Source organism: Streptomyces sp. NPDC030838, from assembly GCF_055572035.1.
Genome location: NZ_JBVIED010000008.1, coordinates 210,221 through 227,340 on the forward strand (window position 1 = coordinate 210,221; position 17,120 = coordinate 227,340).

The window sequence follows — 17,120 nt, forward strand, 5'->3', positions numbered from 1 at the left end:
AGCGTCCGGGGGGCGGCGTGGCTCAGCGTCGTTCCGGCTTCGCGCTGCGCGACATCAGCTCCTTGAGGGCCACCACCGGCGGCTTGCCCTCGTGCACGATGCCGACGACCGTCTCGGTGATGGGCATGTCGACGCCGTGCCGGCGGGCCAGATCCAGCACCGACTCACAGGACTTGACGCCCTCGGCGGTCTGCTTGGTGACCGCGATGGTCTCCTGCAGGGTCATGCCCTTGCCGAGGTTGGTGCCGAAGGTGTGGTTGCGGGACAGCGGCGAGGAGCAGGTGGCCACCAGGTCGCCCAGACCGGCGAGTCCGGAGAAGGTCAGCGGGTCGGCGCCCATGGCGAGGCCCAGCCGGGTGGTCTCGGCGAGACCGCGGGTGATGAGCGAGCCCTTGGCGTTGTCGCCGAGGCCCATGCCGTCCGCGATGCCGACGGCGAGCCCGATGACGTTCTTGACCGCGCCGCCGAGTTCGCAGCCGACGACGTCGGTGTTGGTGTACGGGCGGAAGTACGGCGTGTGGCAGGCGGCCTGGAGGCGCTGGGCGACGGCCTCGTCGGTGCAGGCGACCACGGAGGCGGCCGGCATCCGGGCGGCGATCTCGCGGGCGAGGTTGGGTCCGGTGACCACGGCGATCCGGTCCTGGCCCACCTTGGCGACGTCGTCGATGACCTCGCTCATCCGCATGGCGGTGCCGAGTTCGATGCCCTTCATCAGGGAGACCAGCACGGTGCCGGGGGCCAGCAGCGGTGTCCACTCGGAGAGGTTGCCGCGCAGCGTCTGGGACGGCACGGACAAGATCGTGAAGTCCGCGCCGGCGGCGGCCTCGGCGGGGTCGGTGGTGGCCCGCATGTTCTCCGGGAGCTCGATGCCCGGGAAGTAGTCGGGGTTGGTCCGGGTCGAGTTGATCGCCTCGGCGACCCCCTCGCGGCGCGCCCACAGCACGACCTCGCAGCCCGCGTCGGCGAGCACCATGCCGAAGGCCGTACCCCACGAACCGGCGCTGAAGACCGCCGCCTTGACCGGCTTGCTCACTTGCTCTGCCCTTCTGCCTGCTTGCCCTGCGTCTGCTGCGTCTGCGCCTGGGTGCGCCGCCGCTGCTCGATGCGTTCGCGCTTCGGGTCGTACGGCGTCTCGGGCGCCTTCTCGCCGCGGATCTCCTCCAGCTGGCGGGTGATCGCGGCCATGATGACCTCGGTCGCCTCCTTGAGGACGTCCGCGGTCATGTCCTTGTCGTAGAAGCGCGAGAGGTCCACCGGCGGGCCGGCGAGCACCCGGCTGGTCTTGCGCGGGAACAGGTGGGGCTTCTTGGCGTACGGCGGCAGCAGTTCGTTGCAGCCCCACTGGGCGACCGGGATCACCGGGCACTTGGTGCGCAGGGCGACGCGGGCGGCGCCGGTCTTGCCGGTCATGGGCCAGCCGTCGGGGTCGCGGGTGAGGGTGCCCTCCGGGTAGAAGGCGACGCACTCGCCGCGTTCCACGGCGTCGATCGCGGCCCGGAAGGCGCTGAGCGCGTCCGTGCTCTCGCGATAGACGGGGATCTGCCCGGTGCCGCGCATCGCGGCGCCGACGAATCCCTTCCTGAAAAGCCCGCTCTTCGCCAGGAATCGCGGCACCCGACCCGTGTTGTACTGAAAGTGCGCGTAGGCGAAGGGGTCGATGTGCGAATTGTGGTTCACCACGGTGATAAATCCGCCCTCGGCCGGAATGTGCTCCATTCCACGCCAGTCCCGCTTGAGCAGAACCACCAGCGGCGGTTTGCAGATCACCGCGGCGAAGCGGTACCAGAAGCCGATTCTGCGGCGGGGCACGCGGACACCTTCCTCTAGGGCTGCCACCAGGCCCGGGGGCCGCACAAGTGTCGCCCCAGGCCGTCGGTCTGTCGAGAACACCGTACGCCCCGAAGACCGGGCCGCCAGATGGGCCGGGGGACAATGTCCGCGACAAGAGAGGGGGCGCGACGCTCGTGCAGTGGACCTTGGTGATCCCCGTGAAGCCCTTGGCACGGGCGAAGAGCAGGCTCGCGGACACGGCCGCCGACGGCCTGCGCCCGGGTCTCGCCCTGGCGTTCGCCCAGGACACGGTGGCCGCGGCGCTGGCCTGCCCGGCGGTGCGGGATGTGGCCGTCGTCACGGACGACGCCCTGGCCGGCCGGGAGCTGGCCGCGCTGGGCGCCCGGATCGTCGCCGACGAGCCGCGGGGCGGCCTGAACGCCGCGCTGGAGCACGCGGCGGCCGCCGTGCGCTCCTTGCGCCCCGAAAGCGCCGTCGCCGCCCTCAATGCCGATCTTCCGGCGCTACGCCCGGCGGAATTGACCCGGGTCCTGGACGCGGCGGCGGAATTCCCGCGCGCTTTTCTCCCGGACGCCGCGGAAATCGGCACGACCCTGCTGGCGGCCGGCCCGGACCGGGAATTGCGACCGGCCTTCGGGCTCGACTCCCGGGCTCGTCATCGCGCGTCCGGCGCGGTGGAGCTGGGTCTCACGGGAGTGGATTCGGTACGGCAGGACGTGGACACCGGTGCCGATCTGCGCACCGCGCTCGCCCTGGGGGTGGGGCCCCGTACGGCGGCGATGGCCGCGCGCCTGCTGATCCCCGGGCAGTAGGCTGCCGTCATGCAGGCGACCGCATACACGTACGACGCCGAGACGCGCAGCGGACAGGTGCTGCTCGACGACGGCACCCCCGTCCCCTTCGACGCCGCCGCGTTCGACGCGGGCGGGCTGCGGCTGCTGCGGCCCGGCCAGCGGGTGCGGATCGAGACCGAGGGCGAGGGCGAGGCCCGCACGATCACGCTGGTGACGCTGCAGACCTTCTGAAAACCCCTGATCAGACCCCTGAACAGACCCCTGATCAGGCCCTGATCAGGCCCTGGACACGCCGCGGGCCGGACTCCCGAGGGAGTCCGGCCCGGCGCGTGAGTGCCCCTGTGGCGCGCCCTTACTTCTTGCGGGCGGTGGCCTTCTTGGCGGTCGTGGTCTTGCGGGCCGTCGACTTCTTGGCGGGGGCCTTCTTGGCCGTCGCCTTCTTCGCCGGGGCCTTCTTGGCCGTCGCCTTCTTGGCGGTGGTCTTCGCGGCGGTGGTCTTGGCAGCCGCCGTGGTGGCCTTCTTGGCGGGCGCCTTCTTCGCCGTGGTCTTCTTCGCGGCGGCCGTGGTCTTCTTCGCCGGCGCCGCCTTCTTCGCGGCGGCCTTCTTCGCCGGCGCGGCCTTCTTGGCGGTGGTCTTCTTCGCGGCGGCCTTCTTGACCGTCGCCGCGGCGCCTCCGGTCAGGCTTCCCTTGGGGGCCTTCTTCACGGCGACCTCGCCACCGCGGGGCAGCTTCTTCGAGCCGCTGACCAGGTCCTTGAAGCCCTGACCTGCACGGAAGCGCGGCACCGAGGTCTTCTTGACCCGAACCCGCTCGCCCGTCTGAGGGTTACGGGCGTAGCGCGCCGGACGGTCGACCTTCTCGAACGAACCGAAGCCGGTGACCGAGACCCGCTCACCCGCGACGACCGCGCGGACGATGGCGTCCAGTACGTGGTCGACGGCATCGGCGGCCTGCTGGCGGCCGCCCATCTTGTCGGCAATCGCTTCTACGAGCTGCGCCTTGTTCACGTCTTCCCCTTCGGAGACATCGCCAGAACGAAAGTGTTCAAGCTTTTTCGCACGTTAGGCAGATATATACCGCAAATCAAACACGAAACGGGCTAATCACCCTTGTGCCGCATCGGACTCGACGGTCCCGGACTTGTTCAGCCGTCCTCTTCGGGGAAACGCCCCTCGTCGAGGTCGGCCGTGAACCGCTCCAGACGCCTTGTCGCATCGGCGAGATCGTGCTTGGCCGCGGCCGTGATGACCAGCAGCTTCCGGGTCAGCGCCATCCGTACGCCCTCCGGGACTTGCAGTGCGCGCACCCTTGCGTGCGCTTCCTTGAGTCGGTCCGCGACTGCCGCATAGAGCTCGAGTTGGCCGTCGTGTTCCATGCACAGATTGTGCCATCTGGGGCGAGTTGTCGCCTGCCCGGGGTCTAACTGCCGCCTCGAACGGCCCTCCGGACGGTCGCCGCCGCCGCGCCGCCATCGAGCGCCTACCCCGGCAATCACCGCTCTAACGTGGGAAGTTGAAGAGCCCGGGGGTGGCGTCGGGGATCGAACGGACCGGAAAACGGCTGTACCCCCGATCGGGGCGATCGGGGGTACAGCCGGGGTGTTGGGGTGGCCGAAACTCGACCTTCGCGAGGGCCTGGCGGCCCCGGAGGTCAGATCTTCAGCGTCCGCGGCTTGTAGGCGGGGCGCTTCGCCTCGTACTCCGCGATGTCCTCCTCGTTCCGGAGGGTGATGGAGATGTCGTCCAGCCCGTTCAGCAGCCGCCAGCGGGAGTTCTCGTCCAGCTCGAAGGAGGCGGTGATGCCCTCGGCGCGAACCTCACGAGCCTCAAGGTCCACAGTGACCTCAGCAGTCGGGTCCTGTTCCGTGAGTTCCCACAGGGCGTCCACGATCTTCTGCTCCAGAACCACCGTGAGCAGGCCGTTCTTGAGCGAGTTGCCGCGGAAGATGTCGGCGAAGCGCGAGGAGATGACGGCCTTGAAGCCGTAGTTCTGCAGCGCCCACACCGCGTGCTCACGGGAGGAGCCGGTGCCGAAGTCGGGGCCGGCGACCAGCACCGTGGCACCCTGCCGCTCGGGCCGGTTGAGCACGAACTCCGGGTCCTTGCGCCAGGCCTCGAACAGCCCGTCCTCGAACCCGTCCCGGGTCACCTTCTTGAGCCAGTGGGCGGGGATGATCTGGTCGGTGTCGACGTTGCTGCGGCGCAGCGGGACGGCCCGGCCGGTGTGCGTGGTGAAAGCTTCCATGACTGATCAGACTCCAGCGGGCACGGGGGCGTCGGACAGGTCGGCGGGCGAGGCCAGGTGCCCCAGGACGGCGGTCGCGGCCGCGACCTGCGGCGACACCAGATGCGTACGGCCGCCCTTGCCCTGCCTGCCCTCGAAGTTGCGGTTGGAGGTGGACGCGGAGCGCTCGCCGGGGGCCAGCTGGTCCGGGTTCATGCCGAGGCACATCGAGCAGCCCGCGTGCCGCCATTCGGCGCCGGCCTCCTTGAACACCACGTCCAGGCCCTCGGAGACGGCCTGCAGACCCACGCGCGCGGAGCCCGGGACGACCAGCATCCGTACGCCGTCGGCGATTTTGCGGCCGCGCAGGATCTCGGCGGCGTTGCGCAGGTCCTCGATGCGGCCGTTGGTGCAGGAGCCTACGAAGACGGTGTCCACCTTGATGGACCGCAGCGGCTGCCCGGCCTCCAACCCCATGTACTCCAGGGCCTTTTCGGCGGCGAGGCGCTCCGAAGCGTCTTCGTACGAAGCCGGGTCGGGGACGGACGCGGAAAGCGGCGCGCCCTGGCCCGGGTTGGTGCCCCAGGTGACGAACGGCGACAGTTCGGCGGCGTCGATGACGACCTCGGCGTCGAACTCGGCGTCGTCGTCGGTCCTCAGCGTCTTCCAGTACTCGACCGCGGCGTCCCAGTCGGCGCCCTCGGGGGCGTGGGCGCGGCCCTTGATGTACTCGAAGGTGGTCTCGTCGGGGGCGATCATGCCCGCGCGGGCGCCGGCCTCGATCGACATGTTGCAGATGGTCATCCGGGCCTCCATCGAGAGCTTCTCGATGGCGGAGCCGCGGTACTCCAGCACATATCCCTGGCCGCCGCCGGTGCCGATCCGCGCGATGATCGCCAGGATCAGGTCCTTGGCGGTGACGCCGTCGGGCAGCTCGCCGTCGACCGTGATGGCCATGGTCTTCGGGCGGGCCATGGGCAGCGTCTGGGTGGCCAGCACATGCTCGACCTGAGAGGTGCCGATACCGAACGCCAGCGCGCCGAAGGCGCCGTGCGTGGAGGTGTGCGAGTCGCCGCAGACGACGGTCATGCCGGGCTGGGTCAGACCCAGCTGCGGGCCGACGACGTGCACGACGCCCTGCTCGACGTCGCCCAGCGGGTGCAGCCGGACGCCGAACTCGGCGGCGTTCCTGCGCAGGGTCTCCAGCTGGGCGCGGGAGACCGGGTCGGCGACGGGCTTGTCGATGTCGAGGGTCGGGGTGTTGTGATCCTCGGTCGCGATGGTGAGGTCGAGTCGACGCACCTTCCGCCCGCTCTTGCGGAGGCCGTCGAAGGCCTGCGGGCTGGTCACCTCGTGCAGCAGGTGCAGATCGATGTAGAGGAGGTCGGGCTCGCCCTCGGCGCGCCGGACGACGTGGTCGTCCCAGACCTTCTCCGCGAGTGTCCTACCCATCGCTTTCCCTCCGGTCGGCAAAGGTGCGCCGACCCAACTAGAGACTGTGAGGAGACGGCGCCCGCGCCCCTGGTTACGGGCGTCCGCCGCCAGGCCCGTCATTTGTGCGGGCCGCTGTGCCTTCGTGTCATCCAGGGTGGCGTGTTCCACGGAAAATTGAACTTGCGTTTCACAGAGTGAGACGCAAGTATCGTTGCATGGACAACAGTAGCGGCGTCGGCGTTCTGGACAAGGCGGCCCTCGTCCTGAGCGCTCTGGAGTCCGGTCCGGCCACCCTCGCGGGTCTGGTCGCGGCCACCGGACTGGCACGACCCACGGCCCACCGCCTGGCCGTGGCACTTGAACACCACCGCATGGTGGCGCGTGACATGCAGGGCCGTTTCATCCTCGGCCCGCGCCTGGCAGAGCTGGCCGCGGCGGCCGGCGAGGACCGCCTCCTCGCCACGGCCGGCCCGGTGCTCACCCACCTCCGTGACGTGACAGGAGAGAGCGCGCAGCTCTACCGCCGCCAGGGCGACATGCGCATCTGCGTCGCCGCGGCGGAGCGTCTGTCCGGCCTGCGGGACACCGTCCCGGTCGGCTCGACGCTCACGATGAAGGCGGGCTCCTCGGCGCAGATCCTCATGGCCTGGGAGGAGCCGGAGCGGCTGCACCGCGGCCTCCAGGGCGCCCGCTTCACGGCGACGGCCCTGTCGGGCGTACGGCGCCGCGGCTGGGCCCAGTCGATCGGCGAGCGCGAGCCGGGCGTCGCGTCCGTCTCCGCGCCCGTACGCGGCCCCTCGAACCGCGTGGTGGCCGCGGTGTCCGTCTCCGGCCCCATCGAGCGCCTGACCCGCCACCCGGGCCGTATGCACGCCCAGGCGGTCATCGACGCGGCAGCCCGCCTCTCGGAGGCCCTGCGCCGCTCGGGCTGACGGCAACAGGAAACCGCCGTAGGGACTGAGCGGCCTCAACGCCGCGGCAGCTCGATCCCTACGGCGCGGGAGACTCCCTGGAGAGAACCGGCTACGGCGCCGGCGCGCGCCAAGCGAACCGCTCCTTCGCATACCGCCCACGGGCCTCCAGCGGAACCTGCCCATGCGCCGCAGCGAGCCCGAACGCCGGCATGTCCCCGTAGATCGCCTCGTACGACCCCTCCGGCACGACATACGCCTCATGCCAGATCCCGACGTGGCCCCGGACCCTGCCCTTGCGGTCCATGCCGTTGACCCGAGCCCACACCTCGCGGTGAAACGCATCCGGTGCGCTCGCGTACGCGTACAGCTTCTCCTTCGACTCCCAGTACTGCACGACGTAGTACGTTCGCGGCGAAGCCGTCAGCAGCACCCGGGACAGCAATCCCCGCCCCGGATCCCTCTTCAGTTCCGCCAGCATCCGGAACATCGCCAGCATCACCGGCAGCCAGTGGTGCACCGCCCAGAACCTGTTGATCCGCATCCCGATCAGCAGGACGATCACGTCTCCCCGAGCATCCGCGGTCGTCAGCCGCAGAGCGCGGCCGGCCGTCTTCTCCGTGTCCGCCATGCTTGGATAGTGCCGCTACCCAACGAAAGGCGCAAGACATGCGGCTCGCCGAACTGAGCAACCGCAGCGGTGTCTCCATCGCGACGATCAAGTACTACCTGCGCGAAGGCCTCTTGCCGCCGGGCCGCCAGATCAACGCGACCACGGCGGAGTACGACGAGACGCACCTGCGCCGGCTCCGGCTGGTACGCGCGCTGATCCAGGTCGGCAAGGTCCCCGTGGCGAGCGCCCGCGAGGTGCTCCGGCACATCGACGACGAGTCCCTGGGCCGTTCGATCCGGCTGGGCGCGGCCCTGTGGGAGCTGCCGCAGGGGCCGGAGCCGGACGAGGACGACGAGTGCGTCCAGGCCGCCCACCAGGAGGTCGGCACGCTCCTGGACCGGCTCGGCTGGGACAACGCCAAGCGGCTCGCGAGCATCTCCCCCGCGTACCGCTCGCTGGTGGTGGGGGTGGCCGCGTTCCGCCGGCTCGGCTACGACTGGGGGGCCGAACAGCTCGCGCCGTACGCCGAGTTGATGCACCGGACGGCCGTCCTCGACCTGGACAACATGGAGACGTACCCGTCGGAGTCGGAGCAGGTCGAGTTCGCGGTCCTGGGGGCGATCCTCAACGAGCCGGTGCTGCAGGCGCTGCACCGGCTGGCCCAGGAGGAGGAGACGACGCGGCGGTACGGCATCGAGTGAACGCCGAAGGGGCCCTCGCCGAAGCGAAGGCCCCTTGGGACTCGTACCCCCGACCGGATTCGAACCGGCGCTACCGCCTTGAGAGGGCGGCGTGCTAGGCCGCTACACAACGGGGGCGTGGACTCTGCGTTTCCGCAGGTCCGAGCTGGTCTACCTGGACTCGAACCAAGACTAACTGAACCAGAATCAGTCGTGCTGCCAATTACACCATAGACCAATGTGGTTTAGACCAGTCAGTACCCCCGACCGGATTCGAACCGGCGCTACCGCCTTGAGAGGGCGGCGTGCTAGGCCGCTACACAACGGGGGCCCTAGCGATCATCTCGGAAGAGATCACCGTACCCCCGACCGGATTCGAACCGGCGCTACTGCCTTGAGAGGGCAGCGTGCTAGGCCGCTACACAACGGGGGCTTGCGGATGGGATCCGCGGGTTGCAGATTGAGCTCTGCGAGCTGGCCTACCTGGACTCGAACCAAGACTAACTGAACCAGAATCAGTCGTGCTGCCAATTACACCATAGGCCACTGGAACGCAAGCCCCGTATGGGGATCTTGTTCTAGTTCGCTCCTCCGGTTCCCGGCCTTTCGGCCCGCTCCCCGGCGGCGCAGAAAGAACATTACCTGAAGGTGGACGGGGCTCCAAAACGGGTATCCGCGCCGAGCAGTGCCGGGAGTTCGGAGAGGGACGCGATCCGGTGCGGACCGGCCGGAACCGCCACCGTCGCCGAGCCGCCCAGGCGGTCGATCCAGACCGACAGCAACCCGGCGTCGGCGGCGCCCCGTCCGTCGATCTCCGGGTGGTCGCCGACGTACGCCACCTGGTGCGGAGACAGCGACAGGGCCTCGCAGGCGGCGAGGAACGCCCGGGCCTCGGGCTTGGAGACGCCCAGCTCCGCGGCGCACAGGATCGTCTCGAAGCGGTGGTGGACGCCGAGCATCCGCAGCTTGCGGTCCTGGACGGTGAGGCTGGAGTTGGAGAGCACCGCGTGGCGGTGGCTGGCGGCGAGGGCGTCCAGGACGGGCAGGACGTCCGGGAAGAGGGCCCAGACGGCCTCGTAGTGGGCGAGGTACCGCTCGAACCAGGCGTCGGCCTCCGCGTCCGTCAGCGTCCGGCCCAGGAACTCTCGCACCCGGTCCCGGCGCTGGCCCTCGTAGGAGGCCTCCCCCGCCGCGAAACGGTCCCAGTGGCGCTCCGTGACCGCCTTCCACAGCGCGAAGGCCCGCTCGGCCCCGCCGTACCGCTCCAGCAGGCCCTCGGCCGCCAGATGGGCACGGATGCCCTCACGGTCCGCGGTCGAGTAGTCGAAGAGGGTGTCGTCCACGTCCCAGACCACGGCACGGATGCTCATGATCCGACGGTAACGCGGTGGGCCGTTTCGCGGGGCGGATACGGGCGAAGGGGCACTGGCACACTGGGGTCATGAGCGAGTACCGCGTCCAGTTCACCGTAGAAGCCCGTGCGACGTACGACGCCCTGCCCGGAGAGCGTCGGGCCCAGTTGGACAAGGCCGTGCGCGTACTGGCCCGGGATCCGTTCCGGAAGAACTCGACCGCCCCGCTCGGCCCGGAAGAGCATCTGCGCAAGGCCTACGTGGCCCCCGGCGTGGTGCTGGAGTACATGGTGGCTGGAACGATCATGGTCATCGTCGTACTGGAGATCTTCGACGAGAGCGCCTATCTGATCGACGAAGCCGACGCGCAGTGACCGAGACGACGAGGGGCGGTACCCGGAGAGCCGGGTACCGCCCCTTCACGCGTGCGTGAGGCTTACGCCGCCAGCTTCGCCAGCGCCGCGTCGATGCGGGTCAGGGTCTTCTCCTTGCCCAGGACCTCCAGGGACTCGAAGAGCGGCAGGCCGACCGTGCGGCCGGTGACGGCGACCCGGACCGGGGCCTGGGCCTTGCCGAGCTTGAGGCCGTGGGCCTCGCCGGCGGCCAGGACGGCCTCCTTCAGGGACTCGGCGGAGGTCCAGTCGGCCGACTCCAGCTTCTCGCGGGCCGTGCGCAGCAGGGCGTCGGAGCCCTCCTTCATCGCCTTCGTCCAGCTCGGCTCGTCGAAGACCGGCTCCGGGAGGAAGAGGAAGTCGACGTTGTCGGTGATCTCGGACAGGACCTTCAGGCGCGTCTGCGCGTGCGGGGCGATCGCCTGCCACTGCGCCTCGTCGAAGTCCTCCGGCGCCCACGGGGCGAACGGGGCCTTCAGCCAGGGGCGGCAGCGCTCCGTGAAGTCCTTCACATCCAGCATCCGGATGTGATCGCCGTTGATCGCCTCGCACTTCTTCAGGTCGAAGCGGGCCGGGTTGGGGTTGACGTCCTTCACGTCGAAGGCCGCGACCATCTCGTCCATCGTGAAGATGTCCTGGTCTGCGGAGAGCGACCAGCCGAGCAGCGAGAGGTAGTTGAGCAGGCCCTCGGGGAGGAAGCCGCGCTCGCGGTAGAGGTTCAGCGACGACTGCGGGTCCCGCTTCGAGAGCTTCTTGTTGCCCTCGCCCATCACGTACGGCAGATGGCCGAACTCGGGGATGCGCTGGGCGATGCCCAGCTCGATCAGCGCCTTGTAGAGGGCGATCTGGCGGGGGGTGGAGGAGAGCAGGTCCTCGCCGCGCAGGACGTGGGTGATCTCCATCAGGGCGTCGTCGACCGGGTTCACCAGCGTGTAGAGAGGCGCCCCGTTCGCGCGGACGATGCCGTAGTCCGGGACGTTCTCCGGGGTGAAGGTCAGCTCGCCGCGGACCAGGTCGGTGAAGGTGATGGTCTCGTCCGGCATCCGGAAGCGGACGATCGGCTCGCGGCCCTGGGCCTTGTACTCCTCGACCTGCGCCTCGGTCAGCTCGCGGCAGTGGCCGTCGTAGCCGGACGGCTTGCCGGCGGCGCGGGCGGCCTCGCGGCGGGTGTCCAGCTCCTCCTGGGAGCAGTAGCAGCGGTAGGCGTGGCCGCCGTCCAGGAGCTTCTGAGCGACGTCCTGGTAGATGTCCATGCGCTGCGACTGGCGGTACGGCGCGTGGGGGCCGCCGACCTCGGGGCCCTCGTCCCAGTCGAAGCCGAGCCAGCGCATCGAGTCGAGGAGCTGGTTGTACGACTCCTCGGAGTCGCGGGCCGCGTCGGTGTCCTCGATGCGGAAGACCAGGGTGCCCTGGTGGTGCCGGGCGAACGCCCAGTTGAACAGGGCGGTGCGGACCAGGCCCACATGGGGGTTACCGGTCGGCGACGGGCAGAAACGGACGCGTACGGGGGAGCCGGATGCGCTAGCCACGCTTGACAACCTTGTTGGTGAGAGTGCCGATGCCTTCGATGGTGACGGCGACCTCGTCGCCGACGTTCAGGGGGCCGACCCCTGCCGGGGTGCCGGTGAGGATCACATCGCCGGGGAGCAGCGTCATGGCCTCGGAGATGTTGACGATCAGGTCCTCGATGGGGTGGATCATCTCGCTCGTCCGGCCGAGCTGGCGCTGTTCGCCGTTGACCGTGAGCTGGACGGTCAGGTCGGACGCCGTCTCGAGGTCAAGGCCGGTCTCCACCCAGGGGCCCAGCGGGCAGGAGGTGTCGAAGCCCTTCGCCCGCGCCCACTGCTTCTCGCGTCGCTGCACGTCCCGGGCGGTGATGTCGTTGGCGCAGGTGAAGCCGAAGATCACGTCCTTGACGCGGTCGCGCGGGACCTCGCGGCACATCCGGCCGATCACGACAGCCAGCTCGGCCTCGTGGTGCAGCTCCTGGGAGAAGGAGGGGTACTGGATGTCGTCGCCGGGGCCGATGACCGAGGTCGACGGCTTGAAGAAGGCGAACGGGGCGTCCGGGACCTCGTTGCCCAGCTCGCGCGCGTGCTCCGCGTAGTTGCGGCCGAAGGCCACCACCTTGTTGGGGAGCACCGGCGGCAGCAGCCTGACCTTGCTCAGCGGCACCTTCGTACCGGAGAGCTCGAAGTCCGCGAACGGGATGCCCTTGATGATGTCGAGGACGAGCTCGTCCGGCTTGTCGCCCTCGACCGCGCCGAAGGCGACGTTCCCGTCGATGGAGAACCTGGCGATGCGCACGGGATGCTTTGCCCCTTGACTGAGCTGGCGGGAGTCTGACGCTCCAGGCTAACGCGGCAAAGGCCGGGCGCCCCGCGCATTGTGCGCGAGGCGCCCTGGTCGACCCGTGTCGAGGTGTGGCTGCTCGGCTACTCGGCCGCCGCGGCGCCCACCGGGACCTCCATGAGGACCGTACGCTTCGGGTTGGCCGTCTGGGAGGGGAGCTCGACGGAGTGCTCCGGCTGCACCGGGGTCTGCAGTTCGTCGGCGTCCTTCAGGTGCGCCAGCGTCGTGCGCCGCGGGTTGGCGATCTTGTGGAACATCGTCGTCGTCTTCACGGGGGTCCTCTACAGAGCGCGGTCTCTTGTAAAGCGTCAGGCTAAACATGCGGATTCCCGTCAAAGGGCGGAAGCGCTCATGAATCGCGTGTGAGTTTGCTCACGAAGTCACGCCCAAACCGGTCAATTCAGGCCCGCAACTCATGCCAATGAAACGGACATTCGGCGACTGAAGCGACCATTCCGCTCCTGATCATGGCGACTGGGACACCGCGCACACCTCGGCGGATCGTAGGCAAATGTCCGCTATAAGAGGGACCCTGTTCGACGTCCCGTAACCTGGCCCTCACATGCTGTCACGGAGGTCACAGCCTGACCAACGGGCCTTGTTGGAGATCCGGCACTGTGCTGGAATTCCACGGACCGCCGCAGGAACGAGCCGGCGCGCAGGGTGGCGCGAAAAGCGCCGAGTGGCGGCGAGAAGGGGGAAGCCAGCGCCGGTCACTCACGACCACCCGGGGACGTATTCAGGGCGTCCCCGACGACGCCGACACCGTCACTCCGTTCGCGGAGAGACGCCTGGTCCAGAGGTTGCGACGCTAGTGCAGGGACGTTTCAAGAGGGATGGCAGCGCTTCGGCGGAGCCGGAGCCGCACGGCGGGACTGGCCCCATGGCCGGCAGCTCCTCGCCCCAGCACGCCCAGGGCCAGGGCCCGTCCGGTGACGGCCCCGCGCGCTCCGGGCGCCCCGGCACGTCCGCGCCCTCGGGCCCGGCGAGCCCCACTGCTCCGACCGTGAAGCCCCCGCAGGGCCCGGCCGGACCCGGCCCGCGAATAGCCCTGCGCAACTGGCGGATCTCCACCCGTCTGGTCGCGCTGCTCACCCTCCCGGTGGTCGCGGCCACCTCGCTGGGCGCGCTGCGTATCGCCCAGTCCATGGAGGAGCAGCAGCAGCTCGACAACATGAAGCTGCTGACGGACATGACCAAGCAGGCCACCGAGCTGGCCATGGCGCTCCAGGAGGAGCGCGACAAGTCCGCGGGTCCGCTGGCGCACAACTCGACGTCCAGCAGCATCACCGTCAAGGGCTACCGGGACAAGACCGACCGTGCCCTGCAGAACTTCCTCGACGCCTCCGAGGAGATCGACAGCGCCAGCCGGGACGGCAACCTCCAGGGCGTCCGGGACAGCGTCGTCGGTCTGGCGCGCGACCTGATGACCCTGAACAAGGTCCGCAGCGCGGCCTACGAGGCCAAGAACAACAACATGCAGACCGTCGAGGCCTACCACCGCCTGATCGAGCACCTGCTCGACCTGTCGCAGGACATGGCCGAGGCGACCAGCAACCCGGAGATGATCCAGCGCACGCGTGCCCTGGCGGCCTTCTCCTCCGCCAAGGAGTACGCCTCCATCCAGCGCGCGGTCCTCGCGGCGGCCCTGCCCGCGAACAAGACCACCTACGGCAACCTCTCCGCGAACGACCGCCTGTACGCCGAGTCGGCGCTGCAGAGCCAGAAGTCCGACCTCAACAGCTTCCGGAGCATCTACGGCGACGAGAACGCCGCGGAACTGCTCGAGCCCATCGAAGAGGGCAACTCCACCATCGAGGCCACCGACCTCTACGCCTCCCGCGCGTTCGGCCGGCCCGAGGGCCTGGAGGGCCTGGAGAAGCGCTCGTACCAGGACTGGGTGGACGACAGCTCGGCCAAGATCGAGCAGATGAAGAAGATCGAGCGCACGCTGCTCGAAGAGATGGAGCAGAAGGCCCGCGAGCTGCGCAGCGAGTCGGAGCAGGAAGCGATCATCTCCGGTGCGCTGATCCTGCTCGTGCTCGGCGTGTCGCTGGTCGGCGCCTTCGTGGTGGCCCGCTCCATGATCCGCTCGCTGCGCCGGCTGGAGGACACGGCGACCAAGGTCGCCTCCGAGCGCCTGCCCGAGCTGGTCAAGCAGCTGTCCGAGTCCGACCCGCAGGACGTCGACACGTCCGTGGAGTCGGTCGGTGTGCACTCCCGGGACGAGATCGGCCGGGTGGCCGCGGCCTTCGACGACGTGCACCGCGAGGCGGTCCGCCTCGCCGCCGAGCAGGCCCTGCTGCGGGGCAACGTCAACGCGATGTTCACCAACCTCTCGCGCCGCTCCCAGGGTCTGATCCAGCGCCAGCTGTCGCTGATCTCCGAACTGGAGTCCCGCGAGGCCGACCCGGACCAGCTGGCCTCCCTGTTCAAGCTGGACCACCTCGCCACGCGTATGCGCCGTAACGGTGAGAACCTGCTCGTTCTCGCGGGTGAGGAGCCCGGCCGGCGCTGGACCCGCCCGGTTCCGCTGGTCGACGTGCTGCGTGCCGCCGCGTCCGAGGTGGAGCAGTACGAGCGCATCGAGCTGGCCGCCGTGCCGACCACCCAGGTCGCCGGCCGGGTCGTCAACGACCTCGTGCACCTGCTCGCCGAGCTGCTGGAGAACGCCACCTCCTTCTCCTCCCCGCAGACCAAGGTCAAGGTCACCGGTCACGCCCTGCCCGACGGCCGGGTGCTGATCGAGATCCACGACACCGGTATCGGTCTGTCCCCCGAGGACCTCGCGGCGATCAACGAGCGGCTCGCCTCGCCGCCCACCGTGGACGTCTCCGTCTCCCGCCGCATGGGTCTGTTCGTGGTCGGCCGTCTGTCCCAGCGGCACGGCATCCGCATCCAGCTGCGCCCGTCGGACTCCGGCGGTACGACCGCGCTGGTCATGCTGCCCGTCGACGTCGCCCAGGGCGGCAAGAAGCCGCAGCCCAAGCAGGGCCAGGGCGCCGGTGGCTCCGGCGGTCCGGCCGCCGCGCAGGCCGCCGCCGGCGCGGCCGCGGCCCGACGCCAGAACGGCGGTGCCCTCGGCGGCGGCGCGAACGGCGGTGCCCTCGGTGCGGGCGGTGCCGGCGGCGGGCTGCTCGGGGCCGGTCAGGGCCCGCGCGCCGCGCTCCCCGGCCGGGACGGGGGCGGCCGTCCGGGCGCCCCGGGTGGCCCCGGTGCCCCGCGTCCGCAGGCTCCCGCGCCCCAGCAGGGCCGTCCGGCGCCCGCCGGTGCCGGCGCCCCGCAGGGTCTGCAGGCCGCCGGTCCGGGCGGTGCGCCGCAGGGCCAGGGTGCCCGCGGCCCCGTACCGCCGCAGCGTGACGCCGCGAACCAGAACGCGGGCGGCGAGCGCGGCCGGCGCGGTCAGCAGCCGCAGCTGCCGCCGCGCGGTGGCCCGCGGGCGGAACTGCCCGGTGGCAACGCGCAGCCCCGCGTGCCCAGCTGGAGCGACGAGAACGCCCAGCCGCCGGTGCCGCGTGCCTCGCTGGACACCCCGCGCGGCCACGAGGAGCCGGACGTCTCGCAGACTTCCCGGATGCCGCGGATCGACGACCGTCAGGGTCCCGGCTCCACGACGGAGATGCCGGCGATTCCGCGCATCGACGAGCGTCAGGCCCCGCCCGCCGGTGCCGACTTCGGCCACCCGGGCGCGAACACCCCGCAGCAGACGGGCCAGTTCGTCCGCCCGGACGTCTTCGGCACGCCCGCCGCGGGCGACCCGGCGAGCACGGGCCGGTTCCCGGCGCAGCAGGGCTACGACAACGGCTCCACCGGCCAGTTCGCGACGCCGCAGGCGTACAACGGCAGCACCACGGGCCAGTCCCCTGCCCCGCAGGCGTACGACAACGGTTCGACGGGCCAGTTCCCGGCGGCCCAGCAGCAGGGCTACGACAACGGCTCCACCGGCCAGTTCCCGGTGCCCGCCCAGGACGGCTCGGCCACCGGCCGGCACGCCCTGCCCGGTGGCCGGCAGAACGGTCAGGCGGACTTCGGCGCCCAGCACGGCGCGCAGCGTCCGCAGGCGCGGCCCGGTCGTCCGGAGCCGGAGGCGCTGCCGCCGGCCGGTCCCGGGGACGGGCGTACGCCGCTGTACGACACGCTGGAGACCAACTGGTTCCACGGCCAGCAGGGTCAGCAGGCACAGCAGGGCCAGCCGGCCCCGCAGGCTCCGCAGGCCCGGCCCGAGCGGGCGCCGCAGCAGCAGGCTCCCACCGGACCGCAGCGGTCGGCCTCGGCCGCCTGGCGCAGCTCGCCCAACGACGACCTCGTGAAGCAGGCCGAGCGCGTCCGCCAGCCCGCCGCCGGCGGGGTCACCACCTCCGGCCTGCCGCGCCGGGTCCCCCGGGCGAACCTCGTCCCGGGCACCGCTCAGCAGCAGCCGAACCAGACCGGTCCGCAGGTCTCGCGCGCTCCCCAGGACGTGCGCGGCCGACTCACCAACCTCCGTCGGGGTATCGCACAGGGCCGTCAGGCCGGTTCGGGCCAGACGGGCAGTTTCCCGAGCCCCACTCACCCGCAGGAGCGTTAGTTGAGCCCG

General features: G+C 70.4%; 17 protein-coding genes and 5 tRNA genes. 6 read left to right on the forward strand and 16 right to left on the reverse strand.

The window, feature by feature from the left end; all coding sequences use genetic code 11:
- Positions 1-22: 22 nt before the first annotated feature.
- Together ACZ42A_RS21985 and ACZ42A_RS21990 are read right to left on the reverse strand one after the other, a co-directional pair.
- Positions 23-1,033, reverse strand: a complete 1,011-nt coding sequence (locus ACZ42A_RS21985) for an NAD(P)H-dependent glycerol-3-phosphate dehydrogenase (protein WP_468528935.1) — start codon at positions 1,031-1,033, stop codon at positions 23-25.
- Positions 1,030-1,809 (reverse strand): lysophospholipid acyltransferase family protein, encoded by a 780-nt coding sequence (locus tag ACZ42A_RS21990; protein ID WP_468528936.1) that lies wholly within the window; start codon positions 1,807-1,809, stop codon positions 1,030-1,032. The genes ACZ42A_RS21985 and ACZ42A_RS21990 overlap by 4 nt, the downstream gene beginning before the upstream one ends.
- Positions 1,810-1,964: 155 nt before the next feature.
- On the opposite strand from ACZ42A_RS21990, the gene cofC reads away from it, so the two are divergent.
- Positions 1,965-2,603, forward strand: coding sequence for a 2-phospho-L-lactate guanylyltransferase (gene cofC, locus ACZ42A_RS21995; protein ID WP_468528937.1), 639 nt, complete (start codon positions 1,965-1,967; stop codon positions 2,601-2,603).
- A gap of 9 nt (positions 2,604-2,612) precedes the next feature.
- Entirely contained in the window at positions 2,613-2,816 is a 204-nt protein-coding gene (locus ACZ42A_RS22000; protein ID WP_468528938.1) for a hypothetical protein, read from the forward strand.
- A 121-nt stretch (positions 2,817-2,937) separates the two neighbouring features.
- On the opposite strand, the gene ACZ42A_RS22005 is transcribed toward ACZ42A_RS22000, so the two are convergent.
- From ACZ42A_RS22005 to leuC, 4 genes are all read right to left on the reverse strand, one after another.
- On the reverse strand, positions 2,938-3,594 hold the full coding sequence (locus ACZ42A_RS22005; RefSeq protein WP_468528939.1) for an HU family DNA-binding protein: 657 nt from the start codon (positions 3,592-3,594) through the stop codon (positions 2,938-2,940).
- Positions 3,595-3,731: 137 nt separating this feature from the next.
- Positions 3,732-3,962, reverse strand: coding sequence for an SCO5555 family protein (locus tag ACZ42A_RS22010; RefSeq protein ID WP_468528940.1), 231 nt, complete (start codon positions 3,960-3,962; stop codon positions 3,732-3,734).
- A 275-nt stretch (positions 3,963-4,237) separates the two neighbouring features.
- Complete coding sequence (gene leuD / locus ACZ42A_RS22015; RefSeq protein ID WP_468528941.1) at positions 4,238-4,831, reverse strand: 3-isopropylmalate dehydratase small subunit; 594 nt, start codon at positions 4,829-4,831, stop codon at positions 4,238-4,240.
- 6 nt (positions 4,832-4,837) lie between these two features.
- Entirely contained in the window at positions 4,838-6,262 is a 1,425-nt protein-coding gene (gene leuC, locus ACZ42A_RS22020) for a 3-isopropylmalate dehydratase large subunit (protein ID WP_468528942.1), read from the reverse strand.
- A 197-nt stretch (positions 6,263-6,459) separates the two neighbouring features.
- Here leuC and ndgR point away from each other — a divergent pair, with 197 nt between their 5' ends.
- Positions 6,460-7,176, forward strand: a complete 717-nt coding sequence (gene ndgR, locus ACZ42A_RS22025; RefSeq protein WP_026278050.1) for an IclR family transcriptional regulator NdgR — start codon at positions 6,460-6,462, stop codon at positions 7,174-7,176.
- Between the two features lie 91 nt (positions 7,177-7,267).
- Here the strand turns inward: ndgR and ACZ42A_RS22030 are convergent, their stop codons facing one another.
- Positions 7,268-7,786: a DUF4188 domain-containing protein gene (locus ACZ42A_RS22030; RefSeq protein WP_468528943.1), complete on the reverse strand. Its 519-nt coding sequence runs from the start codon at positions 7,784-7,786 to the stop codon at positions 7,268-7,270.
- Between the two features lie 38 nt (positions 7,787-7,824).
- On the opposite strand from ACZ42A_RS22030, the gene ACZ42A_RS22035 reads away from it, so the two are divergent.
- Positions 7,825-8,469, forward strand: coding sequence for a MerR family transcriptional regulator (locus tag ACZ42A_RS22035; protein WP_468528944.1), 645 nt, complete (start codon positions 7,825-7,827; stop codon positions 8,467-8,469).
- Between the two features lie 44 nt (positions 8,470-8,513).
- Here the strand turns inward: ACZ42A_RS22035 and ACZ42A_RS22040 are convergent.
- The 6 genes from ACZ42A_RS22040 to ACZ42A_RS22065 form a co-directional block, all read right to left on the reverse strand.
- Positions 8,514-8,586 (reverse strand) — tRNA-Glu (locus ACZ42A_RS22040).
- Positions 8,587-8,614: 28 nt separating this feature from the next.
- Positions 8,615-8,686 (reverse strand) — tRNA-Gln (locus tag ACZ42A_RS22045).
- Between the two features lie 20 nt (positions 8,687-8,706).
- Positions 8,707-8,779 (reverse strand) — tRNA-Glu (locus ACZ42A_RS22050).
- 29 nt (positions 8,780-8,808) lie between these two features.
- A tRNA-Glu gene (locus ACZ42A_RS22055) sits at positions 8,809-8,881 on the reverse strand.
- Between the two features lie 41 nt (positions 8,882-8,922).
- A tRNA-Gln gene (locus ACZ42A_RS22060) sits at positions 8,923-8,994 on the reverse strand.
- Between the two features lie 92 nt (positions 8,995-9,086).
- On the reverse strand, positions 9,087-9,818 hold the full coding sequence (locus ACZ42A_RS22065) for an HAD family hydrolase (RefSeq protein ID WP_468528945.1): 732 nt from the start codon (positions 9,816-9,818) through the stop codon (positions 9,087-9,089).
- Positions 9,819-9,889: 71 nt separating this feature from the next.
- Here ACZ42A_RS22065 and ACZ42A_RS22070 point away from each other — a divergent pair, with 71 nt between their 5' ends.
- Entirely contained in the window at positions 9,890-10,174 is a 285-nt protein-coding gene (locus tag ACZ42A_RS22070; protein ID WP_468528946.1) for a type II toxin-antitoxin system RelE family toxin, read from the forward strand.
- A gap of 62 nt (positions 10,175-10,236) precedes the next feature.
- Here ACZ42A_RS22070 and gltX read toward each other — a convergent pair whose 3' ends face one another.
- The 3 genes from gltX to ACZ42A_RS22085 all read right to left on the reverse strand — a co-directional run bounded on the left by gltX (position 10,237) and on the right by ACZ42A_RS22085 (position 12,816).
- Positions 10,237-11,721 carry a glutamate--tRNA ligase gene (gene gltX, locus ACZ42A_RS22075; RefSeq protein ID WP_468528947.1) on the reverse strand — a complete coding sequence of 495 codons (1,485 nt, stop codon included), beginning with the start codon at positions 11,719-11,721 and terminating at the stop codon, positions 10,237-10,239.
- The gene (locus tag ACZ42A_RS22080) at positions 11,714-12,499 is read right to left on the reverse strand and encodes a fumarylacetoacetate hydrolase family protein (RefSeq protein ID WP_468528948.1); all 786 of its coding nucleotides are present in this window, start codon (positions 12,497-12,499) and stop codon (positions 11,714-11,716) included. The genes gltX and ACZ42A_RS22080 overlap by 8 nt, the downstream gene beginning before the upstream one ends.
- Before the next feature lie 128 nt (positions 12,500-12,627).
- On the reverse strand, positions 12,628-12,816 hold the full coding sequence (locus ACZ42A_RS22085) for a hypothetical protein (RefSeq protein ID WP_468528949.1): 189 nt from the start codon (positions 12,814-12,816) through the stop codon (positions 12,628-12,630).
- Positions 12,817-13,358: 542 nt separating this feature from the next.
- Between ACZ42A_RS22085 and ACZ42A_RS22090 the strand changes: the two genes are divergently transcribed.
- Entirely contained in the window at positions 13,359-17,111 is a 3,753-nt protein-coding gene (locus ACZ42A_RS22090; RefSeq protein WP_468528950.1) for a sensor histidine kinase, read from the forward strand.
- Positions 17,112-17,120 lie beyond the last annotated feature (9 nt).